Here is a 22,479-nt window from a genome sequence, read left to right as displayed (position 1 = left end):
TCTTTTGATTACACTTAACGGAAATTACGATATATACAATTCTGATTAGTTAGGCGGTCAGCTCAAATCATAAAAAAATAGGATAATTACAAGGAAGAGGGTAAGCTTTTAAATATTTTTTTACAGTACCTTGCAATAAATAGTACCATGTGGTAAATTATTTGCATAAGATGTATTGTTCGTCGTTTGGTACTGTTTAATGAATAGTACTAGAAACATACTAGAAGGGAGTGATGGTACATTGAATGTACAATTTAAAAAAGGTGTTTTGGAACTGTGTGTCCTTGTGCTGTTGGATAAGCAAGACCGTTATGGCTATGAACTTGTTCAGAAGATTTCAGATCAAATCGAAATATCGGAAGGTTCGGTTTATCCACTTTTACGACGATTAACGAAGGAAGAGTATTTTACGACATATTTGCAAGAATCAACTGAAGGGCCACCGCGTAAGTATTATAAGTTAACTGACAAAGGCCGGGAGTACCTTCACGAATTGCTGACAGAATGGACCGAATTTTCTAATGGGGTCAATCAATTAATCAAGGAAGGTGTGGGCCAATGAATAAAGAAGAATTCTTAAAACAATTGGATGCCTCATTAAAAAGGCTTTCTCTAGAGGAACGGCAGGATATCCTGCAAGATTATGAAGAGTATTTCGAAATTGGGTTGGAAAAAGGAAAAACAGAGCAAGAAATTTCAGAAGCTCTTGGAAACCCGAAACAAATTTCCAAGGAACTATTGGCATCCTACCATCTTGGTCAAGTCGAGGAAACGACTTCCGCTGGAAATGTCATGCGAGCTGTTTGGGCAGTTATTGGTTTAGGATTTTTTAATATTGTGATTGTATTAGGACCTTTTATTGCATTGCTAGGGGTTGTTATTGCAGGGTGGGCATCAGCGATAGGATTCATTCTTGCTCCGTTTGGCGTACTTCTTAATCTGATTTTAGGGAGCTTTCAATTATTTGATTTGTTCTTTGCATTGGGACTTTGCGGGATTGGAATATTCATAGCGATGGGGATGTTTGTCGCTACAAGTGCTTTAATTAAAGGATTTATTCGCTATTTGAAATTTAACGTTTCCCTTGTGAAAGGTGGTTTGAAACATGGTTAATATTAAAAAATTATCGATTATTGCACTTGTTCTGTTATTGGTTGGTGTAGTAGGCTGTTTGTTTACATTTTCGCAAGTGACGGATAAGGAATCCACTACAGAGAAAAAATCGATTACAGATGAGGTAACGGACATTCAGGTTATTTCTGACAATGCAGCTGTTGAAATTATCCCAACGACAGGTACTGAGACTAGTGTAGAGTTAGTATCAAAAGGTGTGGATGTTTCTAAGCTGAATTTTTCTGCAGATGTGGAAGGAAAGAAGCTTGCGATAAAATTAAAAGATAAACGTTCCTTTAGCTTTGGGTTTCAAATTCAATCATTACATTTAAAAGTGTATGTGCCCGAGAAGGCTTATAAGTCCTTTGTCGTTAAAAGTGATAATGGAAAAGTGCAAATGGCTGAACTGGAGATAAAGAATCTGAACGTGGAATCACAAAATGGCCGAGTTGAATTAAATGATATAGTAACCGAAAAAGTAGAGGTGAAATCTGCTAACGGAAGAGTAGATCTTAATAATGTAGAGGGAAATCTGGTAGGTTCCTCGAATAACGGCAAAATCTCCCTTGTCACAAAAGACTTAGATCGGAATATTCAATTGGAAAGTGACAATGGCAAAATTATGATTAAAACAGATAAGGAGCCGACCAATACAACCTTTGATGTTCATGTTGATAATGGGAAAATCGATATTCTCAATAAATATGAGGGGAATGTTGTCATTGGTAAAGGTGAAAACATGGTTAAATTAGAAACGAATAATGGGAAAATTGAGATAATAAAATAGCAACAAAGCGAGAAAAAAGCCGATACCGTTGGAATCGGCTTTTTTCAGTTAAGCAGCCATTTTATTTTCTTGAACTGGCTTAGGCTTATGATAATACCTGTTTAAGAATGAACCATAAACGGAAGCGAGTATTTGTTGGAAAAGAGTACCGAGAATGACAGGAACAGCAACGGCGGCAGGGAAATAAGCAACGGCAAGAGCAGCTCCTGCAGCGATATTTCTCATACCTCCTGTATAGGTGACGGTAATAATCTCTTCTTTTTCCCACTTCAGGAATTTTCCGACCATCCAGGATAATAGATAACCAGAAAAGGCAATAAAGAAGACCATAATAGCCATTTTGATTAATTTTGCATCGATATGACTTAAATATGGAGCAACTTTCGCGCTGTTTAAGGTCACACATATACCAAGTGCTATTTTAGAAAAGGGAGCTAAACGCGGTCCAAGCATCGGTTTTATTTTTCCCTTGGTAATCTGATTCAGTACCATCCCAATCAGTGAAGGAATGACAACCATTACGATTAACCCTTTCATGATTGCCATGGTATCCATTTCAACCGATGTTCCGCTGAAGAAAGCAACGCTATACGGCACAATAATCGGTGACAAGAGCGTATCGATTAAGACAATCGTCAAAGTGAGCAGGGTGTTCCCTTTGTAAATGGATACCCAAAGCAAACTGGTAACACCAGTTGGAATCACAACACCTAGAACTAAACCAGTTATGGTCAGATTGTCTCCAGGAAACACCAGGTGTCCAAGTAGCCAAGCCCAAATTGGCATGACAATATGGAGGATACAAAGGACCACAATTATCGGTAAGGGATTGGAAGCGATACGCTTCAATGAACTGAAATCCGACCCTGAACTTCCGGAAAATGTAATAAATGCAAAAATCCAAGGGACGAGGAATATATAGGAATCTAAATAACTGGCAAGCAATACGCCGACCACTACACCAGTTGGCGTGATAAAAGGCATAGCCTTTTCAAGAAAATGATTTAACTTCTGTAACAACAATTTCACTCCTAGCCAAATACGTATGATGATAAAGGCAAGCTGCTTCGTACTATCATGTATGTAAAATCCCTGTGAAAGTCCCAGCAAAGGAAGTTTCACACTATCATCTGTAGATCAGGTGGAGAAGAACAAACGAAGTTTTTAATAATAATAGAAGGTGCTGATAGTCTTTTCGTTTTTCATATTATCATAGCGGGGGTAATTTGCTATGGTGCGGTTTTGATATTGTGGAATAAAATTGCCACAGTTTTTTGTTTATTATGGGTAATAAATCCATTGGAGTCGAAAACCTTTGTATCCTTGGAATGGATATACATTTTAAGCAGGAGCTTTATTTTTTTCGTTTCTTCAATACGGTCAGGCATTCCATATGCTTTTGTAATTCGTGAAACCATGGAATAGCTTCTTGTTTCTTGAGTATCTTCATTATTTTCCTTTTTTTATGAAAGTAGAAATCATAAACTTTACTTTGAAAAGATGATCTTCTTTATGAGGAAAAGGGGGGCCTACATTCATCCCCTTAATCATAACCATTCTTAGTTCCTTTGTTAGTAAAGTGATTTAGACCCTTTCTTTAGACCCTTTAATAACTTTTTTGCCGAAAGCCTTGGTATGACTGATTCGAATAGAATCTATCAGGGGAAAGAAGAGCATCATTTAGTTATCCACAGCATGTAAGGCACTATTCACAGTATAAAGAGTTCAATGCACACCTGGATGAAGGGTGTCTACAGTCAGGGAAAAGCTAATTCACAGAACAACTTCAAAATTATCAGTCCTCAAAATCAGAAAAAGGGAGGGAGGCAGCTACATAAGGGAATAGGTATTGGAGTGGAATGGAGAAAGGAATTTTTATGCATGACAAAAAACACTCGCCCAAAAGCCAGTGTTTCTGTTAGCCATATTTTATCCTAATTTTTCATATGATCTTTTTGGATAGCAAAATAGGATCGTATAGCTTCTTTTTTCTGTTTCAATACATCTAGGACGGATTCGTTATTATTTACATTTTGGTACATCGTACTATGTTTCTCAAGTTGTTCGTATGTATGCTTTTTAAGTGTGTTGAGATAATCGGAAATAGACTGATCCTTTTTTAGAATTCGCTGTTTTCCGCGTATAGACTTTTGATCAGTATCTTCTGTACCTACTATGACAGAATTCACGCGTGAGATCACCCAATCTTCACACCATATGCTTAGTGTTCTATGAATCTTAAACGCCTTGTCATGCTTCACACGGATCATATCAATATGCTCATTCACTTCTATATAATCCACATTTCTCGCTAAAGATCCCTCCGAAATTCCGCGGTGCAAGTGTTCGCGCTCCATTAAGTTTTTAATGCAGGCAGCCTGGTGTGCATACGTGGCCAATTGTTCCAGTACTTCATTATAAACGATTGTACTAAAATAAGCGGAAGCCTGTTTTGGATCGGCTAATAGATGCTTTTTGTTTGACAGGACTTTACCTAACTTTTTAAGTGAAGTGCTATACACAAATCGAGCCAGTTTTAACAAATCATCTTTTATAGGTCCATGTGCAGCTTTAAGAAACGAACGGTAGATATATTTTCCGACCCGTTCTAGCTCCATACAGACTTTATCTTCTATATATTCAAGGAATCCTGCTTCATAAATTGTTTTCCGTACCAACATCCTCTCCGTACGATTTTCAAGATAATCCTTCAACATTCCTTCTTTGAAAGAAGCTAAAATGATTTCTTTCCGTGTGAAAACGGAGCTGGCAATAGTGAAGGTTACCATGTCGCCTAATGTTTGGTCAACTGTTTCCATGGCATCAAGTACATCCTGTCTTTTGAAAAGGGAACATTCTGAATGGACAATTTCATCGTAGTGCAGCGAGACTTCTTCAGATTTATTGACAGACATATTGAATGCTGCCATGAGCATGAGTCTCTTGGAGGGCAGGGATAGGCTTCGGAAGGCATTACTATAGAAGAAACGGTATTTTTTACAGTATCGGTCCTTTTTACTGTTGAAGCTGAGACTGCCTGTCGGCCCGAGATTGAATTTATATTTTGTTATCTCCTGTTGAATGGGAAGGAAGATTTTTCGGCCGCAGCCAACTTGTGGGGATGAAAATTTCTTGATGATCTTTTTCAGATATTTTTCAGTCGTTCCAATCCCTTTAGCCATTTTGTGGAGGGGACTCTGAATCACACCATCCCAATCCATATGAAGGAGGGAATATAAACATGTGTCGAACTCCTTGGAGGATACATGGCGTATTAAATATCGGTAGGTTTCTTCATAAATCATTGTTTTCGGCTCCTTTTTTTCACAAGTCAAAGGCTATTTTTCTTTCACAGTCTATATAAACTTTTAAAAGGAAAAAGTAGCATGTCTTAAAAAAAAAAAATGGAGGCAAAGAAAACGATGCCTAAAATGAATTTAGTGAATGCAGATATTATGGGAACCTTAACAATTGGAAAGGCAGGTGCAGCCAGTAAAGAAATAGTAAGTGCGCATACAGATGGGTAACATACCATATGCTTCTTAGGGGATAGAATAAACGCTAATGTAAAAACATACATTACTCCTAAATCATGAGATTTTTGTGTATGTACATATCATTCTTTTATGTTCATGAAGATTAGAAAACTTGGTCCAGTTTCAAGCTGGGCTTATCATTTTGAATTTTATTTAGGAACACGAAATAAATCATTCGCTTATTGTATCTATTTTTAGTAAACTGGCAATAACTATTTGGATTAGAAGGTGAAGGAAAATGAGGGAAACCTTAGTGGATGAGAGGGTAAGAGGTTCTGATAAAATATGGACACGTGACTTTATCATGATTTGTTTGGCAAATCTGTGTATTTTCATGGGTTTCCAAATGACGATGCCAACCATCCCGCTGTTTGTTGAGCAGCTTGGAGGGGACGATCGCCTAGTAGGGGCTGTCCTAGGGATTTTTACATTTTCCGCTCTGCTTGTTCGGCCAATTGCCGGAAAATTATTGGAAACGAAAGGAAGACGTATTGTTTTTCTTATCGGGTTAGCCATTTTCGCTATATCCGTGGGTTCCTTCGGTTTTATGGGGAGCATCGGATTGTTATTTTTAATGCGCATTGTACAGGGAGTCGGCTGGGGTTTTTCTTCAACAGCTTCAGGCACCATCGCCTCTGATATAATTCCGGCCAAACGCCGTGGCGAAGGGATGGGGTATTACGGATTATCGGGCAATCTAGCACTCGCATTCGGTCCATCACTGGGGCTTTTTCTAGTTACAGTCCTTCCATTTCAAGAGCTGTTTCTGATTTGTTCTTTGTTAGGATTGTTTGCTGTAATAATGGGATCGATGATTCGATATCAAAAAGTGGAAATAAATCCGTTAACTGCTGTGGCTGCAAAGAGGTTTGATATTTATGAGAAAAGTGCCCTGCAGCCATCTCTACTTATTTTCTTTATTTCCGTTACATTTGGCGGAATCGCAACTTTCCTGCCACTTTATACAGCAGAAAAAGGTGTGAGTGGAATTCAGTGGTACTTCTTGCTTTATGCAATGGCTCTCATGGTCACGAGATTATTCTCTGGCCGATTATATGACAGAAGAGGCCACCGGGCAATCTTTGTGCCATCAACAGTGCTCATCATGACAGGTATGCTCCTGTTAGCTTGGATGCCAAGTGAAGCGGTACTATATATAGCTGCGGTGCTTTATGGATTTGGATTCGGTTCAGTTCAGCCGGCCTTGCAGGCATGGTCGATTGAAAAAACAGCACCCAATCGTAAAGCGATGGCAAATGCCACTTATTTCTCATTTTTCGACCTTGGAGTTGGTATAGGAGCTATTGTTTTCGGACAGATTGGCTACCTTTTCGGCTATCGGAGTATCTATGTCACAGCAGCTGTCTCGATTTTCATTTCGATTATAGTTTATTTTTGGATTGTTAGAAGTGAGGGTAAGTTAAAAATAGTATAGAAATTTTGGATGACTCCATTGAGGGGTTATCTTTTTTTTGTAGCAAAATTTGTCCGATTGAATGGAAATGGTTTTTGGTAGATTTAAGGGGTTATCCGACTTGGATACTAAATATATAAAAAATGGAAAAACTTTGTTATTATCTAAAAGAGATTATACATACGATAATATAAGGTCTAAGTGAAGGAAGGGGAATCTTTGGATGGATGATTCTTCAAATCAAGAAATGACATTAGAAAGAAGGAAGCAGATTTTCCAAGAAGAGCTTGAAGTTTTATGGGAAAGGCGGCTCATCCCAAAAACAGAATATATACGTATTAGCAGGGCGTATGATCGGCATTTTCAAAGAGCCCTTTATAAACAAAAACGATTAGATAATGAAAAAAAGCAAGCTAGTCTCAAAGCAGAGACAATATTGAAAAGTGAGGCAGCTGAGAAGAAGGTTCAGGATAACCTTGTTATAGATGAAGAATCACATCAAGAAGGAGTACAAGGGATACCTATATTTGACGAATCAATAATGAATGATAAGAAGGTTTCGGATGTCCCTAACGAACCAGTTATAGTAGAAAGACCTGAACTGGTCATCGCGAGCATCCCTGAAAGGAAACCTGTTAATCAACAGCGGGTAATCAAGCAGGAGAAGCCTGTTCAACCAATAAAGCAAAAGAGAACACCCGAGCAAATCCGGGAACGGAATATCTCTGTCGTCCTGCTCACGGGGGTAATTTTACTTCTATTTGGAGGTTTAATTTTGGCAACCTCATCATGGGGGAATTTGAATGCGGTTCTGAAGGTGTTTTTCATAGGAATGGTATCCGTCGTTTTCACGGGAATGGCCTTTATCGCCTGGAAGCTGAAAATTAAGCAGACGGCTTTTGCTTTCCTGACGCTTGCAGGATTATTTATTCCAATTACGATTTTATCAGCTTCATATTATCAGATATTTGGAGAGTACTTATCGCTTAATGGTGAAGGGCGGGCTCTACTTGGTTTTCTTGGAGGATTACTTTGCTTTGGCATATATTTCAAGATTGCTGATTACTTTAAGTCAAAAATATTCATTATCATATCCATATTAACGTTTGCTGTTACCTGTTACTTCGGTTTTGCTTTTGCGACTCCAACGATTGAGTGGATGTTTTTGACGGTTAGTGTCCTTAATCTATTGCTTTTATGGAATGTTGAACGGTTGAAAAATAGGAATAAATTAGTGTTATTCAAACCGTTCATTTTTCAATTCATCCTGTTTAAAATCATTGTGGAAACCTTTGTTATTTTGACATTATTTTCAAGTAACCTGGTTTATTCGATAACATTGATTGTCATTTCTGTTTTGTTTTTAATTTTTGCAGTCAAATTTCAAAAGAAATATTATGAAATTGCTTTTAGTGCTATCTTCACTTACGGATATATCCATTTTGTTTATAATTCATTTTTCAATGAATTCATGGTCATTGCTTTTGCACTTGTGCCAATCATTTTTATGGCGCTTTCGACTTATATGGCTAAAGCAAAGGAGCCTAAGTTATCTAAGAACTTTATGTTTACCAGTTTGATTGAGAGCGGAATCGTTTTTTTATATATAAACGCGATGGTTTATCAGGAAAACTATGCGCAAATTTTTGTTGCGCTTATGATACTATCTGCTCAGTTTGTCTATGTTTCACTTCAATCGAAAAATACGAGCTTCACGTATCCAGCTGTTGTTGTTTTTAATTTAGCATTTGTATATCTTTGCTTTGCTTTTCAATTCTCGTTTACTACTGTTTTAAATCTAATATTCGTGCTTCAGGTTTTCAAGTATATTGGGCTGTATTTATATAATCGCCACCCAAGCTACAGTCTATTTAAGCAAAGTGTCTTATTTATCTCTCCAATGATAATGGTGGGGGTATTAACTAGTAAATTGATTGAAATGGATTGGCTTGCTGTTAGTGCAGCTCTCGTCCTGATTTCTGGACTTTTCTTTATTACCTATGTAAAAGATGATACAAAATCTATGATGGAAACAGCCGTATATGGATTTCCGATTTCTTTCGTATTAGCGTTGGTTGCCTTCTATCCATATTTGTTGGAAGGTAGTGTTTGGGTCAGTTCAAATATCACTGTCAGCCTTTATTTAATGGGGACAGCACTGATTTCAATCGGAGCGGCCTACGCTTTAAAGAGTAGATTTCCAATATTCTTTCCTGTCTTTACCTATAGTGGACAGATTCTTTCCTTCCTTGCTTTTATACTGATTCCATACAGTGAGTTGAATCCAATGGGTGTAACGGGTTTAATTACTATGGCGACTGCAATAAACGTATGGTCTGTTCATGTACATCGGAAACATATATTCTGGCTGCCCGTTATTATTACAAGTGCCAGCCTATATGGTTCGCTTTACGATGTTTTTGATTTTAACCAGGTGATATTTAAGATTGGTTTCGCGTTGTTTGGTCCTTTTATCTTTTTCATTGTAGGAGAATGGCTTGGGAAATATTCAAAAAATGGGAGACTATACTTTCTTTACTCCAGCCATCTTGCAAATTTAGTGGCGATACCTGTTGGATGTTTACTCATTGTCCATACGAATAGCTCGCCGTTTCTATATGTTACGCAGCTATTGATATATATCTTAAGTGCCTTGCGTACGAAAGTGAAATGGGAAAAATACGTCTTTACGTACCTTGGGTTTTCAGTGCTTTTCTTACAGGTGCTTCTGTTTTTAGCCAACGTGGAACAAATAAAATTTGTTACTTCGATTTGCTTGATGATTACAGCAGGAATCATTGCCATTCTATGGGCAGTATCTAATAAGAACTGGAAAGATATCATGGAATATTACCTCATTCCATTCATTCATTTGGCGGTCAGTGTTTCGATATTTGAAACGGCAATCCGTGATGTCCCACTAAATCGGGAGATCATTTGGGTGGGGTTTGTGACTGTACAGATTGTGTTTTCCTGGTATCTGCTCATAAGAAGGAATTGGCAGAACTTTGTTGTGGTTCCTCTTAGCCTCGCTTTCATTTTCTATGCGATGTTTGTAAATAGTTTACCTCTGGTTATGGGGATAGTTGTACTGTTTGCATGTGCAGCTGTGATGGTATTTGCTAGCCGTCGCTATTTTAAAGGGCTAATTAAACAAGAAGGTAAAACGAGGTTCATTGATTATTATAGGGTATACGGCTTGTTATTTTTGATTTATATGAATGTGAAATTTTTAATGACCGAAACAGGTTATGAAATCCTAGGAATTTTCGTTTCACTATTGTTGCCGAGCTACTTTATCCTGATGAGAAGCTTTTCAATTCAAGCGAAGGAAAGAAACATCTATTCAGGTATAGCGACTGTCGTCAGCCTATATCCGTTTATGAACATCCAAGATTACGCGCACAGACTCCCGATTTTTACGAGTATGGCTGTTCTTTTCGTCTGTATGATAGGGATGTTGTTGCTAAGCAGACGCTATTCCAAAGGACTAATCAAGAAGAACGGATCAGGCACCACAATTGATCCTTTTAGGATTTACGGTTTGTTATTTTTGATTGATATGAATGTGGAAGTGTTTACGAATGAAACCAAATATCAGGTGCTTCAAGTCTTAGTATCGCTCTTGATAACGGGCTACTTCATATTACTGAGAAGCTTTACAGGCGAACTAAATGAACGGAAAATCTACTCCAATATTGCAGCAATCGTCAGTCTGTATCCTTTCTTAAGCATTATGAACTATGTTCACACCCTTTCGATTGTATTAGGATTGATTGTTCTTTTCATCTGTATGTTAGGAATGGTAATACTAAGCCGTCGCTATTTCAAAGTATTGATTAAGAAAGAAGAAACAGGCGCAACGATTGATGCTTTCCGGATTTATGGTCTTTTATTTTTGCTGGCCATGAATAGAGAAGTACTAGTGAATGAAACGACATATCAGTTACTGCAAGTCTTTGTATCACTCTTGATAACGGGCTACTTCATCCTGATGAAAAGCTTTACAAGTAATGTGAAGGAAAGAGATATCTATGTATGGCTTGCTGGAATTCTAAGTTTGTATCCGTATTGGATCATCATTAAGTATGCAGACACGTTAGCTCTTCCGATTGGCATCACGGTCCTTTTCGGATGTACGACCATAATGGTGATACTAAGCAAGAGATATTTTAAAGGGATACTAACGAAAAGCGAAATTGGCCTTAGTATGGATTTTTACCGGGTATATGGGTTGCTGTTTCTTTTTGCAATGAATATAGAGGTTCTGATGAGTGGATCAGTACATTTCATTCTAGAAGTTTTCGTAGCACTTCTGATTGCGGCCTATTTCATCTTGATAAGAAGCACGACGACTGATCGAATGGAAAGAAAAATCTATTTGGCTGCCGCCATATTGCTTAGTTTGTATCCGTATTGGGTCATCATCAATCAATTTTCGATTCCTGCTGTCCTCGAGGTAGAGACCGAGATTCTGCCACTGTTTATTGTCAGTACTATATTATTGAGGAAAATCTTTGTTAAAGGCAAAACTACGCAATATATCGAGATTGGAATTGTCTTTCTCTTGTTTTTAGTCTTGATAGGCGATGCAATGGCGAGCAATACCTTAAATGATGCGCTTATTATCGGAACGATTTCATTATCAGCATTGCTCTTCGGATTCATGATGAAATACAAATCGTATTTCATAGTAGGGACCGGGACAATTTTATTCAATATTTATATGAATACGAATTCGATGTGGAGTGAGATGCCATGGTGGCTGTATTTAATCATCGGCGGAGGGGTGCTTATCGGAATTGCTTCCTTTTTTGAATGGAAAAAACAAAAAGATAATAGGACATCGAAGGAAGTTCTTGAGAAAAATAAACAAAGAATTAAAAATTGGTTCAATCGATGGAATTAATAGAGCTTAACTAAACTAAGGCAGTAGCCAAAGGCTTTTACTTGAAGGAGTAAGAAATGAAATTTTCAGTATGATTCAGTTAAAGTGCCTCCTTTAGTAAAGGGGGCACTTTAACATTGGTGCATCTATTATTGATGAAATTCATATTTCGGGTGACTAGAAAATAATAGACCCAAGCGCTTAATTTTTCTCTGCATATCGGAACTATATAACAAAAATTTCATGACGAGCACGAGCTGCACGAAGAACAGCTAGAAGAAGAATCAGAACCAGAACTAGAACTCGAACCACTGTCATAGGTGCTGCTATGATCTCCACCATGATTAACATTGATTGAGTCAGAGGAGGTAGTGGCTGCTTTCACCCCGAAAATATCATTAAAGTCTGTATCATGATTATCGGAACTGGCATAGATGAAGTAGGCAGGAGCAGCATAGTCTGTTTGATCGTATCTTTCCCGCCAATCTAATACTATTTTCGGACGATTTTCTTTAAAAAGGGAGGTGAAACATTCAAAGGTCTGTTCCGCTTCTATACTTGTAGGAGTACGCATATATTTCTCCTTTAACTGTTCCAACTCCAGCGTTTCGAATTCATGGAGCAATCCTTTTCCTTTATCATGCTTGAAAAATTTCCCCCATTTTTGAATCGAACTTGAATCAACCGTAAACAGTTGTACATAGTAAAAATCAAACAGCGTGCGTTCTTCAGGTTTAAAAACAGGCTGTGAGTGGGGATTATGCTGAATGGGTTGGCCAATGAATGTCTGGCAAAAATCATCATATTCCTGTTTGTAATTCAGCATGATATGCCATAGCTCATCGATGACCTCATTAAACATTTCAACTTTGCCAAACACAGCAGCCATAATCAAGTAGCGTTTAAATTCGCGCCACAGCTCATTAACCCTTTCCTGTGAGTTTCGGGGATACTTCAGCCGGAATTCTGTATTGACCTTTTCCATATAATCGTAATCCAGTGCTTTGTTAAGCTGTACGATTAATGCTTCTGGTACAATTTCGGTTATTTCCACGTCAAAAGTGTCCGTATATAATTTACCAAATTCATTTTGATACCGCTCTATTCTAGCTGGCTCACTTCGCCGTTTCACAACAATGACTAGAAGGACAGCGAAAATTGCCGCAAGTATTACATAAAATAAGGTCATTTGGTCAACTCCTCTTAATCTATAGATCTATCACTTAGTATTATCTTACATGTTATTGGAAGGGTTTGTAAGTTATTACTGTGATTTGTTTTTGAGATAGCCATTTATTCATAGGTTGAATTTTTCTGAGACTGAGGTTTAGACATCGTCCTTTCACCCCTTTACATACTTGCGTGAAGCAGGGAAACTGACCCAAATTCAAGTAAAGGTTAATAAATCGATAAACAAAAGACTGGAACAAAAGTTTGGACCACATGGTTGGATGGGATAAAAAATATCAAATTACTCCAATAATAGCAACCGTAAAAGATCTAACCGCCATAGAAACCCCAACCTTCGTAAAAACTAGTTCTTGCCAATTCGTTTTAGGTAAAATCGAGGCAAAGGTAAAAATGAGGGTTAAAGCAGGGTACAAAGTACTTTAAAAAGCGACTGAAGATAAAAAAGAAACGGATAAAGTGGCGTTAAAAACAAAAGAAAACTCTAAGCTATCTGTCGGTGCATTCGATAAAACTGGAAATGCAAAAACGGTAAAAGTCACTTTGTAATAAGTTAATGGCCTCTCAAATTGAGAAGGCCCATGTATTTGTATGGATTAGGCACTTCAAATGAAGACTCTTATCTAGTATAGTTAAGAGGAAAAGGGGTGAAGGCATGTACTTGACAGTAAAAGAGACTGCGGAATATTTATCAATGCCGGAATCTTATATAGAAAGCATGATTGTTCAAAATAAAATTCGCACCGTCTATGATGGTGAGCAGTATTTAATTTTTAAAGAGCAGTTTAATACGCATCTGGAACAGATGGAAAAATATAAGAAGCAATTAGCGGACTATTATAGTGAACCCATCCCAGAAGATATCGATGTGAAAGATGAAGATTAGCATCTGCCTTATTGGCAGATGTTTTTTAAAAATATAGACCTAAATCGTCGTTGAAGTCAGTGGATGTTCTAAAAAAGTGAGTCTGGAATAATAATCTAACCTCCTCTCAATAAGACTTACTGATCATTCAAATAATTTTGTCTTCAATGGAAGGTAATTGTAGTAGAATCCCTCAATTCCGTGTAAAATACATGTAGAAGGAATTATCACGGCAGAATGGTAGTTAGGAGATAGGTAAGTGGTAAAAGAGTATTTACAAAGTGAAGGTTTTTCAAGGTTAATTACATTAATAGTGTTAGTCCTGTTTCTAATAAGTATTGGAAGTATGGTTAATATTGTATTATTCACATTTGTTTTCACTTTCCTAATGGGAAGGCTGGAACAATTTATCATGATTCGACTAAATAAAGTGATGCGTATTAACTCTAAAGTTGTCATAAGCTTTTTATATATAGTCGTCATTTCTTGTTTAGCCATCGTTCTTTATAAATATTTGCCGGTCATTACGTTGCAATTTACAGAATTAGTAACACAGATTGTTTTTTTCTTTCAACATCCACCCGATAGTCGGGTCATTCAATACGCCATTAGTTTAATGAACGAGACTGAATCGCCGCTCGATCTTCAAAAACAGATGAATACGCTCTATCTTTATGTATCTGATTTCGGTAAACTGGCATTACAGATTTTCCTTTCCATACTGCTTAGTCTGTTTTTCTTATTGGAAAGAGATAAAATTATTCGCTTTACTTCTAAATTTAAGCGAGGTAAATTCAAATCCTTCTTTATAAACCTTGGTCACTTTGGAGTAAAATTTATCAATTCATTTGGAAAGGTAATTGAGGTCCAGTTCTTAATTGCCATTACGAATGCAGTCCTTTCAGTAACTTTCTTATGGATTCTTGGGTTTCCACAGTTGATCGGTCTTGGAATTATGATTTTCTTCCTAGGGTTGATTCCAGTTGCAGGAGTTATTATCTCCCTAATTCCACTTAGCATGATTGCCTACAGTATCGGCGGTATGCCAAAGGTTATTGCTGTGTTTGTTATGATTGGGATTATACATGCACTTGAAAGCTATATTTTAAATCCAAAATTCATGTCGGCAAAAACAAATCTGCCAACGTTCTTCACCTTCATCATTCTTCTGTTTTCCGAGCATTTTCTTGGGATATGGGGTTTGATCATTGGGATTCCGATCTTTATCTTCCTATTAGATATGTTAGATATTGAAGAGGGGATTAAAGAAGTGCCCTAAATAAATTTAAGTAAGCAGCGACCAAGCTAATGAGGTTGCTGCTTATTTTTGTTTCCTATTTAAAATCTGGCTAATAGTTCTAATATCTGTTTTCAATATAATTTCAATAATTACTTAATAAATGAGGAAATGTCTGCCGTTTTTATAATTAAAGCCTATTTAAATTCTTGGTTTTTTGAGTTAATTGGATAAAATTTTATTTTACTAAAGTTATTTACGGACTTTTTATTGCATAAAAAAACAAATAAACGTATAATATTTTTAAGTGAAAATACTGAATATTCTTTCTAATTTGATTTGTTTGCGTTCTTTAAAAGAGAGAAGAGGGGATTATTTTGAAAAAAGTTTCGTTTTTAATGTTTGCCATGGTAGTTTCTTTGTTACTGATTATGACTGGATGCGGGAAAGAAAAGGAAGTAACGACAACTAGCGAAAAAGAAGAAGCAAATGGGAAAACACTTAGGATCGTGACGGATGCAGCATATGCTCCATTTGAATATCTAGAAGGCGATAAAGTTGTTGGATTCGATGTTGATTTTATCAATGCTGTTGCAAAAGAAGCCGGTTATAAAGTGAAAGTTGAGCATGTTGGCTGGGATCCGATTTTTGTGGAAATCGAGTCTAAAAGAGCGGATGTAGGGATATCTGCAATTACAGTAAATGATGAGAGAAAACAATCGTATGATTTTTCGGTGCCTTATTTCTTATCCACAAACAAAATCTTAGTTCCTGAGAAAAGTGATATAAAATCAGGGAAAGAATTGAAAGGAAAGGTTATTGCTGTTCAAACAGCTACAACTGGACAGGAAGCAGTCGAGTCACTTCTTGGGAAAAATCATAAAGACATCAAAAAATTCGAAAATAATAACCTGGCCATTCAGGAATTATTACAAGGCGGAGCTGAAGCGGTAGTAGCGGACAATACCGTTGTTGAAGAATATGTGAAAAATAACCCTGACCAAAAGCTGAAAGTTGTTGAAGATAGCAGCAGTTTTGATCAGGAATTTTATGGTCTTATGTTCCCAAAAGGTAGCGAGTTGAAAGCTGATTTTGATAAAGCCGTCAATGCTATTTATGAGAATGGAAAGTATGCAGAAATCTATAAAGAATGGTTCGGCACAGAACCAGATGTTGAAACGTTAAAAGCACAGCAATAAAACAAATTAATAATAAAAAATTGCGTAACTTTACGTGTGAAGTTACGCAGTTTTTTTGGTCTTTAGGGGGGGAACAGAATGAATTTTCGCTGGGACATTATTTTTGAATATGCTCCTTTCTTATTAAAGGGAACGATACTCACAATTGGGCTATCGGTTTCCTCTATTCTCATCGGAACTTTTTTAGGGTTACTGATAGGTTTAGGGAAAATAATGAGAAACAAGGTGCTCGCATTTCCATTTTACTGTTATGTCACGGTTTTTCGTGGAACTCCGCTATTAGTTCAGATTTTTTTAATCCATTTTGGTATTGTGCCCTTTTTTACTGGGAAGACGAACGCAATCACAGCGGGAGTCATTGCTTTGTCTTTAAATGCAGCGGCTTATATTGCGGAAATATTCCGTGCAGGAATTCAATCCATTGATAAAGGACAAATGGAAGGGGCTCGTTCGTTGGGAATGACCCATACTCAAACAATGATTCATGTTGTCTTACCTCAAGCATTCAAACGTATGATCCCTCCGTTAGGAAATGAATTCATCGTATTATTAAAAGATTCCTCCCTCCTTTGTGTCATTGCAGCCCCCGAATTAATGTATTGGGGAAAAGCGATGGGGGGGCAGTACTTTAAAGTTTGGGAGCCGTATTTGGCTTGTGCCTTTATCTATCTTTTCCTGACCCTTATTTTAAGTTTCGTATTAAATAGACTCGAAAGCAGGTTGAAAACAGAATGATTAAGGTCGAGAATTTAAAAAAGTCATTTGGAGATAACGAGGTATTAAAGAATATCAATGCAATCGTTGCCCCACAGGAGGTAGTTGTGGTGATTGGGCCTTCAGGGTCTGGTAAGTCTACTTTTCTCAGGTGTATTAATCAACTTGAAACGATAACGGGAGGACATATTTTCATAGAGGGACTTGATACGACAGATAAGAAGGTCAATATCAATAAAGTACGCACTGAAGTTGGCATGGTATTTCAGCATTTCAACTTATTTCCGCATAAAACAGTTATTGATAACATTATGCTTGCGCCGCTAAAGGTTCGTAAAGTTTCCAAAGAACAGGCATCACAAAGAGGCATGGAACTACTTAAGAAAGTAGGACTTGCTGAGAAAGCGAACGCCTATCCGGATTCATTATCGGGTGGACAAAAGCAACGTGTGGCAATCGCAAGGGCATTGGCAATGGAACCCAAAATCATGTTGTTTGATGAACCGACTTCTGCTCTAGACCCGGAAATGGTCGGTGAAGTGCTTGAGGTTATGAAGCAATTGGCTAAAGAAGGTATGACAATGGTCGTAGTGACCCATGAGATGGGGTTTGCTAAAGAAGTTGGTGATCGTGTGATTTTCATGGACGAGGGCTTTATTATCGAAGAAAATATTCCAAGTGAGATTTTTGATAATCCGCAGCAGGAAAGAACTAAAGCCTTTTTGAGCAAAGTGCTCTAATATTAGAATAAGAAAAAAAACCTTCCGTAAATCGGAGGTTTTTTTTGGGAACATATCAGGGGGTGTTATTTAATATATGATGAGCCTAAAAGTGATTCAGGGCTTTTACCGAGCACTAGCATACTGATTTTAGCATATCCAATATTTTCATTTTGGGAGAAGGTTTGTTGTAAAACCTGGATATTAGGATCATCCTTTAACTTTTGAACTTCCTCTATATATAAGTGGATAACGGAGGGCATAACGAATTCAGGGGTGTATTCGTTATGGTTTTCATCCATGATTAGTGTGCCCATAAATTGATATTTAAATTGAAAAGCTCGTGTTAAGGCAACGACATGGAGTAGTTTATTAAATAATTCGGGGTATGAATATTTAATTTTCTCCAAAGCTTCTTCGGTTGCTTGTAACTCATCGACACTAGATAAAGTGATCATAAATATCTCCTTTCTGAAAATATAGATTCCATCAGTAATTACAGTGCTTTTTACTCATACCAAGTCTAACTCCGCGGTTAAGTATTGTAAAATGGTTAGATGTTATCATGAGCATAACTTAAATCTATGATAGTGCTTACATGTCTAATGCTTTACTATCGAGGTAGTTAATCTTTATGAGTTAACGCTTCTCTTGTATATTTTAGCCATTCTTTTGCCGCATATGAAAGGTATTGATCCTTACTCCAAATGAATCCTAAGTTCCAACTAATGGAAGGGTTTTTGACCTTAATGGACTTGATGCGTTTATCATGGCGGCATAAACTTTCCGGTAAAAGAGCGATTCCAAGATTACAGTAAACCATTTCCTCTATAAAATCCCAACGTGAGCTTTCTGTGACAATGTGTGGAGAATAACCAGCTTCTTTACAGGACGAAATTATGAGATCACGCAAGACATAATCTTTATTAAATAAGATAAAAGACTCGTCTTCAAGGTCGGCCAAATCAATCTCTTCCCGACAAGCAAGTGGGTGGGAGGGGGGCACAATCAAGTTAATGTCTTCTTCTAAAAAGGCAAAATGATGAAAAAGTACGGTGTTAGTTGGCAGGACTATTACGCCAATGTCGAGTAAGTCATTTTGAACAGATTCTTCAATTTTCTTTGAGCCATCCTCTACTAATTGAAAGGTAATATTAGGATAATCCTCATGAAAACGGCTAAGAATTCGGGGGAAGAAGGAGGCGTCAATAATCGGCGGTAATCCGATTCGTATATGTCCCTTTTTCAAGCCTAATAAATTGTCCATTTCTGTTTCTAAATTATGAAATGCTTTATCAATTAATTTTGCCTGCTCTAATACAACCCTTCCGGCATCAGTCAGAATCAGTTGTTTGCGGGAACGATCAAAAAGTTCAACACCGAGCTCAGTCTCCAAGTTTTTGATCATCTTACTGATGGTCGGCTGAGTAATGAATAAATGATCCGCTGCCCGAGTAAAGCTATTGAAATTGGTAACCTCTATAAAGTATTGTAAATGCTTAATATCCATCACTTCACCTGCTTATCCTCTTTTAAATTTCTTTCATTTTACCTGTTAACAGAAGGGTTTGTAAAACATGAGAAGCTTTGTTGGTAAGATTTCCTCTTTGTTTCGTGAGCGTATAAAAAAGCTGGGCTCCAAATAAGAGCCCAGCTTCTTCTAATTGGTTAGTCATAGGGTTGTCGCAAATTGTTTATTTAACTAATAAGACAGGTACCGGAGAATTCTGGACGATATAGTGGCTGACGCTTCCTAGGAATTCCTTGAATCCGCTTAAGCCTCTGCTGCCCATTATGATAAGGTCACAATTTTGAGATTTCGCATGTTCCAACAAAGTAGTGATAGCTGAACCTTCTACAACAAAAGACTGAGATGTATTAGGAATTTCGGATAACAGTGCATCCGCTTTTTCGATAACTTCGTTGCCATACTTAAGCATGGCTTCTTCAATTTCTTGAAAAGCATTGCCATATATATTTGGATGGATTGGAAGTGTAACAGCGTGAAGTACCTGAATTTCAATAGCAGGATCCAGCTTCGCTAATTCAATCGCTTTTTCTAAAGATTTACGTGCCAATTCAGATTCATCATAAGCAACTAATATTCTTGAGCAGAGCATAATTAATCCGTCCCTTCATTTAAAAAGAATATACCCATAGTATATCAGTTTATAACTTTCATTCAGTTTTATATATTTAAAATTTTGTGAATATTTATTGAAGTTTACGTTAACGTCAATGTTAAGATAAGGTAAATAATCCCTTTGCAAAGTGTGGTTTTAACATGTACACCATTTCTGAGTTAGCAAAAGAATTTGATTTGACAACAAGAACACTACGATATTATGAAGAACTAGGTATGCTAAGGCCAAAGCGGACCGAAACCGGAAAAAGAGTATATGGAAAGAAAGAACATGCTCAACTTAAAATCATTATGCGTGGCAAGAAGTATGGCTTTTCTTTAGTTGAAATAAAGGATATTGTTCTGCTATTTGATAAGGACAGGACGGGTATTAAGCAATTGGAGAAAACAATTGATACAGCTGGACAGAAATTAAATGAAATAAATGAACGTATTAAAGAGCTTGATGAATTGAAGCAGGATTTTGAACAGGTGATTAAAGGTTTTACCGAAACACTTCATAGCTTAAAAAGTAAACAGTGAGTCAGGCATTTCAAGCAGCAAAACCATCAGAATAAAAATACTTCAAAGTATTATTGAAATGAGTTTTGACGATAGGTAAAGATGAATATATATTCTAGACGAAAACAAATGAGGTGAAGATTTGGATATTCAAGAAACTATTGCAGTAGTGACAGGTGGGGCTTCAGGTCTGGGAGCGGCCACTGTAAGAAACATCATTAAAAAAGGTGGAAAAGCCGTTATCTTTGACCTCTCAGAAGAAAATGGCGTCAAAATGGTCGAGGAATTAGGAGATTCAGTCATATTTATTAAAACAGATGTGACAAGTGAAGAAAGTGTACTAGAAGCGTTGGATCAGGGAATTGAAAAATTTGGATCAATTAACACAATTGTCAATTGTGCTGGCATTGCGATTGCTGAAAAGGTCATTGGAAGAAAAGGTGCGCATGAATTGGAAGCGTTCTCAAAAGTAGTGACGGTTAACTTGGTCGGTACATTTAATGTAATTCGTCTTGCGGCTGAAAAAATGGTCAATAACCAAGTAAACGAAGAGGGGGAGCGTGGTGTCATTATCAACACAGCGTCGGTAGCTGCATTTGAAGGACAAATCGGACAAGCGGCATATAGTGCCTCAAAGAGTGGGATTGTCGGTATGACTCTTCCGATTGCAAGGGAGCTTGCTTCCAAAGGGATACGTGTCGTATCGATTGCACCGGGGTTATTTCATACACCGATGTTTGATTCATTACCTGAAGAAGCGAGGGCGTCATTAGGGAAAACCGTGCCATTTCCATCAAGGCTCGGATATCCGGAAGAGTACGCTAAACTTACGGAAAGCATTATTACGAATCCAATGCTGAATGGAGAAACGATTCGGTTGGACGGGGCCATTCGAATGTCACCTAGATAAGATAGGTTCAAACCCTTCCGGGGAATTTTAAATAATTGATTAGAAAACTAAAGTGTATTTTTTATAAAAAGGAAAAGGTTGATACGAAAAAGCTAATGACAGAGGAGATAATGCAGATGGAACATCCATACTTAAGTGAAGATCACGTGATTTTCCGTAAATCATTACGCAAGTTTTTAGAGAAAGAAGCGGTTCCCTATTATGAACAATGGGAAGAAGACCGTATTATTCCTCGTTCGTTTTGGGGGAAAATGGGGGAGCAAGGCTTTTTATGTCCGGATCTTGGAGAAGAGTATGGGGGTTCTGAAGTAGATTGGGGCTTTGCGGTCATAATTAATGAAGAACTAGAAAGAGTGGGTTCAGGTTTCATAGGCTTCGGGCTCCATAGCGATATTACGGTTCCGTATATTTCCGCATACGGAAATGAGGAGCAGAAACAGCGCTGGCTCCCTAAATGCACGACAGGGGAAATCATTACAGCCATCGCCATGACAGAGCCGGGAACAGGTTCGGATTTGGCCAATATTAAAACGACTGCGATTTTGGATGGAGATCATTACATACTAAACGGCCAAAAAACATTCATCACAAATGGGATTCATTCGGACCTGGTCATCGTGGCTTGTAAAACAGATCCAAATGCTGTTCCGAAGCATAAAGGCGTCAGTTTAGTCGTGGTCGAAAGAGATACTCCGGGATTCACCAGGGGACGAAAACTGAAGAAGCTTGGTTTGCATTGTCAGGATACAGCAGAACTTATCTTTGAAGATTGTCGTATACCAAAGGAAAACTTGCTAGGTGAAGAAGGCAAAGGGTTTAAGTATTTAATGGAGAAATTGCAGCAGGAACGTCTTGTCGTAGCAATTTGTGCCCAAACCGCATCCGAGGATATGCTAGCGGATACGATTGAGTACGTCAAAAGCAGGGAAGCGTTCGGGAAATCAGTGAGTCAGTTCCAAAACACTCAATTTAAAATCGCAGAAATGGCCACTGAAATTAAAATGGGCCGAGTTTTCCTGGATCAATTGATTGCTAATCATATGGCGGGTGAACAGGTGGTCACAGAAGTATCGATGGCTAAATGGCGTTTGACAGAGACTGCCCGGAAAATATCCAATGAATGCATGCAGCTTCATGGGGGCTATGGTTATATGGAAGAATACAAGATTGCTAGAAGGTACCGTGATGTGCCGGTAGCAAGCATCTATGCGGGTACAAATGAAATCATGAAGAAAATCATAGCAAAGAGCCTTGGACTTTAAAAA

Annotated in this window: 21 protein-coding genes; 13 read left to right on the top strand and 8 right to left on the bottom strand. The window is 37.6% G+C overall.

The genetic code is table 11. The features are described 5' to 3' along the window. Nucleotides 1-241: 241 nt before the first annotated feature. The 3 genes from JFU50_RS06610 to JFU50_RS06600 are packed head-to-tail and all read left to right on the top strand — an operon-like array spanning nt 242 to nt 1,900. Complete coding sequence (locus JFU50_RS06610) at nt 242-562, top strand: PadR family transcriptional regulator (RefSeq protein WP_056522239.1); 321 nt, start codon at nt 242-244, stop codon at nt 560-562. Next, entirely contained in the window at nt 559-1,113 is a 555-nt protein-coding gene (locus JFU50_RS06605) for a DUF1700 domain-containing protein (RefSeq protein WP_201182861.1), read from the top strand. The genes JFU50_RS06610 and JFU50_RS06605 overlap by 4 nt, the downstream gene beginning before the upstream one ends. Then, on the top strand, nt 1,106-1,900 hold the full coding sequence (locus JFU50_RS06600) for a DUF4097 family beta strand repeat-containing protein (protein WP_201222152.1): 795 nt from the start codon (nt 1,106-1,108) through the stop codon (nt 1,898-1,900). The genes JFU50_RS06605 and JFU50_RS06600 overlap by 8 nt, the downstream gene beginning before the upstream one ends. 48 nt (nt 1,901-1,948) lie before the next feature. Here JFU50_RS06600 and JFU50_RS06595 read toward each other — a convergent pair whose 3' ends face one another. The 3 genes from JFU50_RS06595 to JFU50_RS06585 form a co-directional block, all read right to left on the bottom strand. Next, complete coding sequence (locus JFU50_RS06595) at nt 1,949-2,920, bottom strand: bile acid:sodium symporter family protein (protein WP_201222150.1); 972 nt, start codon at nt 2,918-2,920, stop codon at nt 1,949-1,951. Between the two features lie 209 nt (nt 2,921-3,129). Then, entirely contained in the window at nt 3,130-3,318 is a 189-nt protein-coding gene (locus JFU50_RS06590; RefSeq protein ID WP_201182855.1) for a hypothetical protein, read from the bottom strand. 516 nt (nt 3,319-3,834) lie between these two features. Further along, a complete protein-coding gene (locus tag JFU50_RS06585) occupies nt 3,835-5,205 on the bottom strand; it encodes a hypothetical protein (RefSeq protein WP_201222148.1) in 1,371 nt (456 codons plus the stop codon). A 469-nt stretch (nt 5,206-5,674) separates the two neighbouring features. Between JFU50_RS06585 and JFU50_RS06580 the strand changes: the two genes are divergently transcribed. Together JFU50_RS06580 and JFU50_RS06575 are read left to right on the top strand one after the other, a co-directional pair. Continuing rightward, nucleotides 5,675-6,871, top strand: a complete 1,197-nt coding sequence (locus JFU50_RS06580; protein ID WP_201182850.1) for an MFS transporter — start codon at nt 5,675-5,677, stop codon at nt 6,869-6,871. 202 nt (nt 6,872-7,073) lie between these two features. Next, nucleotides 7,074-11,759 carry a hypothetical protein gene (locus JFU50_RS06575; RefSeq protein ID WP_201222146.1) on the top strand — a complete coding sequence of 1,562 codons (4,686 nt, stop codon included), beginning with the start codon at nt 7,074-7,076 and terminating at the stop codon, nt 11,757-11,759. Nucleotides 11,760-11,979: 220 nt separating this feature from the next. On the opposite strand, the gene JFU50_RS06570 is transcribed toward JFU50_RS06575, so the two are convergent. Next, a complete protein-coding gene (locus JFU50_RS06570) occupies nt 11,980-12,927 on the bottom strand; it encodes a hypothetical protein (protein ID WP_201222144.1) in 948 nt (315 codons plus the stop codon). A 654-nt stretch (nt 12,928-13,581) separates the two neighbouring features. Here JFU50_RS06570 and JFU50_RS06565 point away from each other — a divergent pair. From JFU50_RS06565 to JFU50_RS06545, 5 genes are all read left to right on the top strand, one after another. Beyond that, a complete protein-coding gene (locus JFU50_RS06565) occupies nt 13,582-13,812 on the top strand; it encodes an excisionase family DNA-binding protein (protein WP_098174491.1) in 231 nt (76 codons plus the stop codon). Between the two features lie 238 nt (nt 13,813-14,050). Beyond that, on the top strand, nt 14,051-15,070 hold the full coding sequence (locus JFU50_RS06560) for an AI-2E family transporter (protein ID WP_309558543.1): 1,020 nt from the start codon (nt 14,051-14,053) through the stop codon (nt 15,068-15,070). A gap of 335 nt (nt 15,071-15,405) precedes the next feature. Continuing rightward, on the top strand, nt 15,406-16,227 hold the full coding sequence (locus JFU50_RS06555) for a basic amino acid ABC transporter substrate-binding protein (RefSeq protein WP_053344464.1): 822 nt from the start codon (nt 15,406-15,408) through the stop codon (nt 16,225-16,227). 78 nt (nt 16,228-16,305) lie between these two features. Beyond that, nucleotides 16,306-16,962, top strand: a complete 657-nt coding sequence (locus JFU50_RS06550) for an amino acid ABC transporter permease (protein ID WP_201222142.1) — start codon at nt 16,306-16,308, stop codon at nt 16,960-16,962. Next, entirely contained in the window at nt 16,959-17,681 is a 723-nt protein-coding gene (locus JFU50_RS06545) for an amino acid ABC transporter ATP-binding protein (protein WP_056522225.1), read from the top strand. The genes JFU50_RS06550 and JFU50_RS06545 overlap by 4 nt, the downstream gene beginning before the upstream one ends. Before the next feature lie 65 nt (nt 17,682-17,746). On the opposite strand, the gene JFU50_RS06540 is transcribed toward JFU50_RS06545, so the two are convergent. The 4 genes from JFU50_RS06540 to JFU50_RS06525 all read right to left on the bottom strand — a co-directional run bounded on the left by JFU50_RS06540 (nt 17,747) and on the right by JFU50_RS06525 (nt 19,780). Continuing rightward, on the bottom strand, nt 17,747-18,118 hold the full coding sequence (locus tag JFU50_RS06540; RefSeq protein WP_201182838.1) for a hypothetical protein: 372 nt from the start codon (nt 18,116-18,118) through the stop codon (nt 17,747-17,749). 167 nt (nt 18,119-18,285) lie between these two features. Then, nucleotides 18,286-19,170: a cidABC operon transcriptional activator CidR gene (gene cidR / locus JFU50_RS06535; protein WP_201182836.1), complete on the bottom strand. Its 885-nt coding sequence runs from the start codon at nt 19,168-19,170 to the stop codon at nt 18,286-18,288. 22 nt (nt 19,171-19,192) lie between these two features. Continuing rightward, nucleotides 19,193-19,336 (bottom strand): hypothetical protein, encoded by a 144-nt coding sequence (locus JFU50_RS06530; protein WP_201222140.1) that lies wholly within the window; start codon nt 19,334-19,336, stop codon nt 19,193-19,195. 18 nt (nt 19,337-19,354) lie between these two features. Next, a complete protein-coding gene (locus JFU50_RS06525) occupies nt 19,355-19,780 on the bottom strand; it encodes a universal stress protein (protein ID WP_201222138.1) in 426 nt (141 codons plus the stop codon). A gap of 164 nt (nt 19,781-19,944) precedes the next feature. Between JFU50_RS06525 and JFU50_RS06520 the strand changes: the two genes are divergently transcribed. The 3 genes from JFU50_RS06520 (at nt 19,945) to JFU50_RS06510 (ending at nt 22,476) form a co-directional block, all read left to right on the top strand. Beyond that, entirely contained in the window at nt 19,945-20,325 is a 381-nt protein-coding gene (locus JFU50_RS06520) for a MerR family transcriptional regulator (protein ID WP_053344470.1), read from the top strand. A gap of 121 nt (nt 20,326-20,446) precedes the next feature. Beyond that, nucleotides 20,447-21,214 (top strand): 3-hydroxyacyl-CoA dehydrogenase, encoded by a 768-nt coding sequence (locus tag JFU50_RS06515; RefSeq protein ID WP_201222137.1) that lies wholly within the window; start codon nt 20,447-20,449, stop codon nt 21,212-21,214. A gap of 116 nt (nt 21,215-21,330) precedes the next feature. Next, nucleotides 21,331-22,476, top strand: coding sequence for an acyl-CoA dehydrogenase family protein (locus JFU50_RS06510; protein WP_201222135.1), 1,146 nt, complete (start codon nt 21,331-21,333; stop codon nt 22,474-22,476). The last annotated feature ends 3 nt before the right edge of the window (nt 22,477-22,479 follow it).

This window comes from Peribacillus sp. TH14, assembly GCF_016651145.1.
Classification (GTDB): Bacteria; Bacillota; Bacilli; order Bacillales; family DSM-1321; genus Peribacillus; species Peribacillus butanolivorans.
This window is presented reverse-complemented; position numbering and strand designations above follow the sequence as displayed.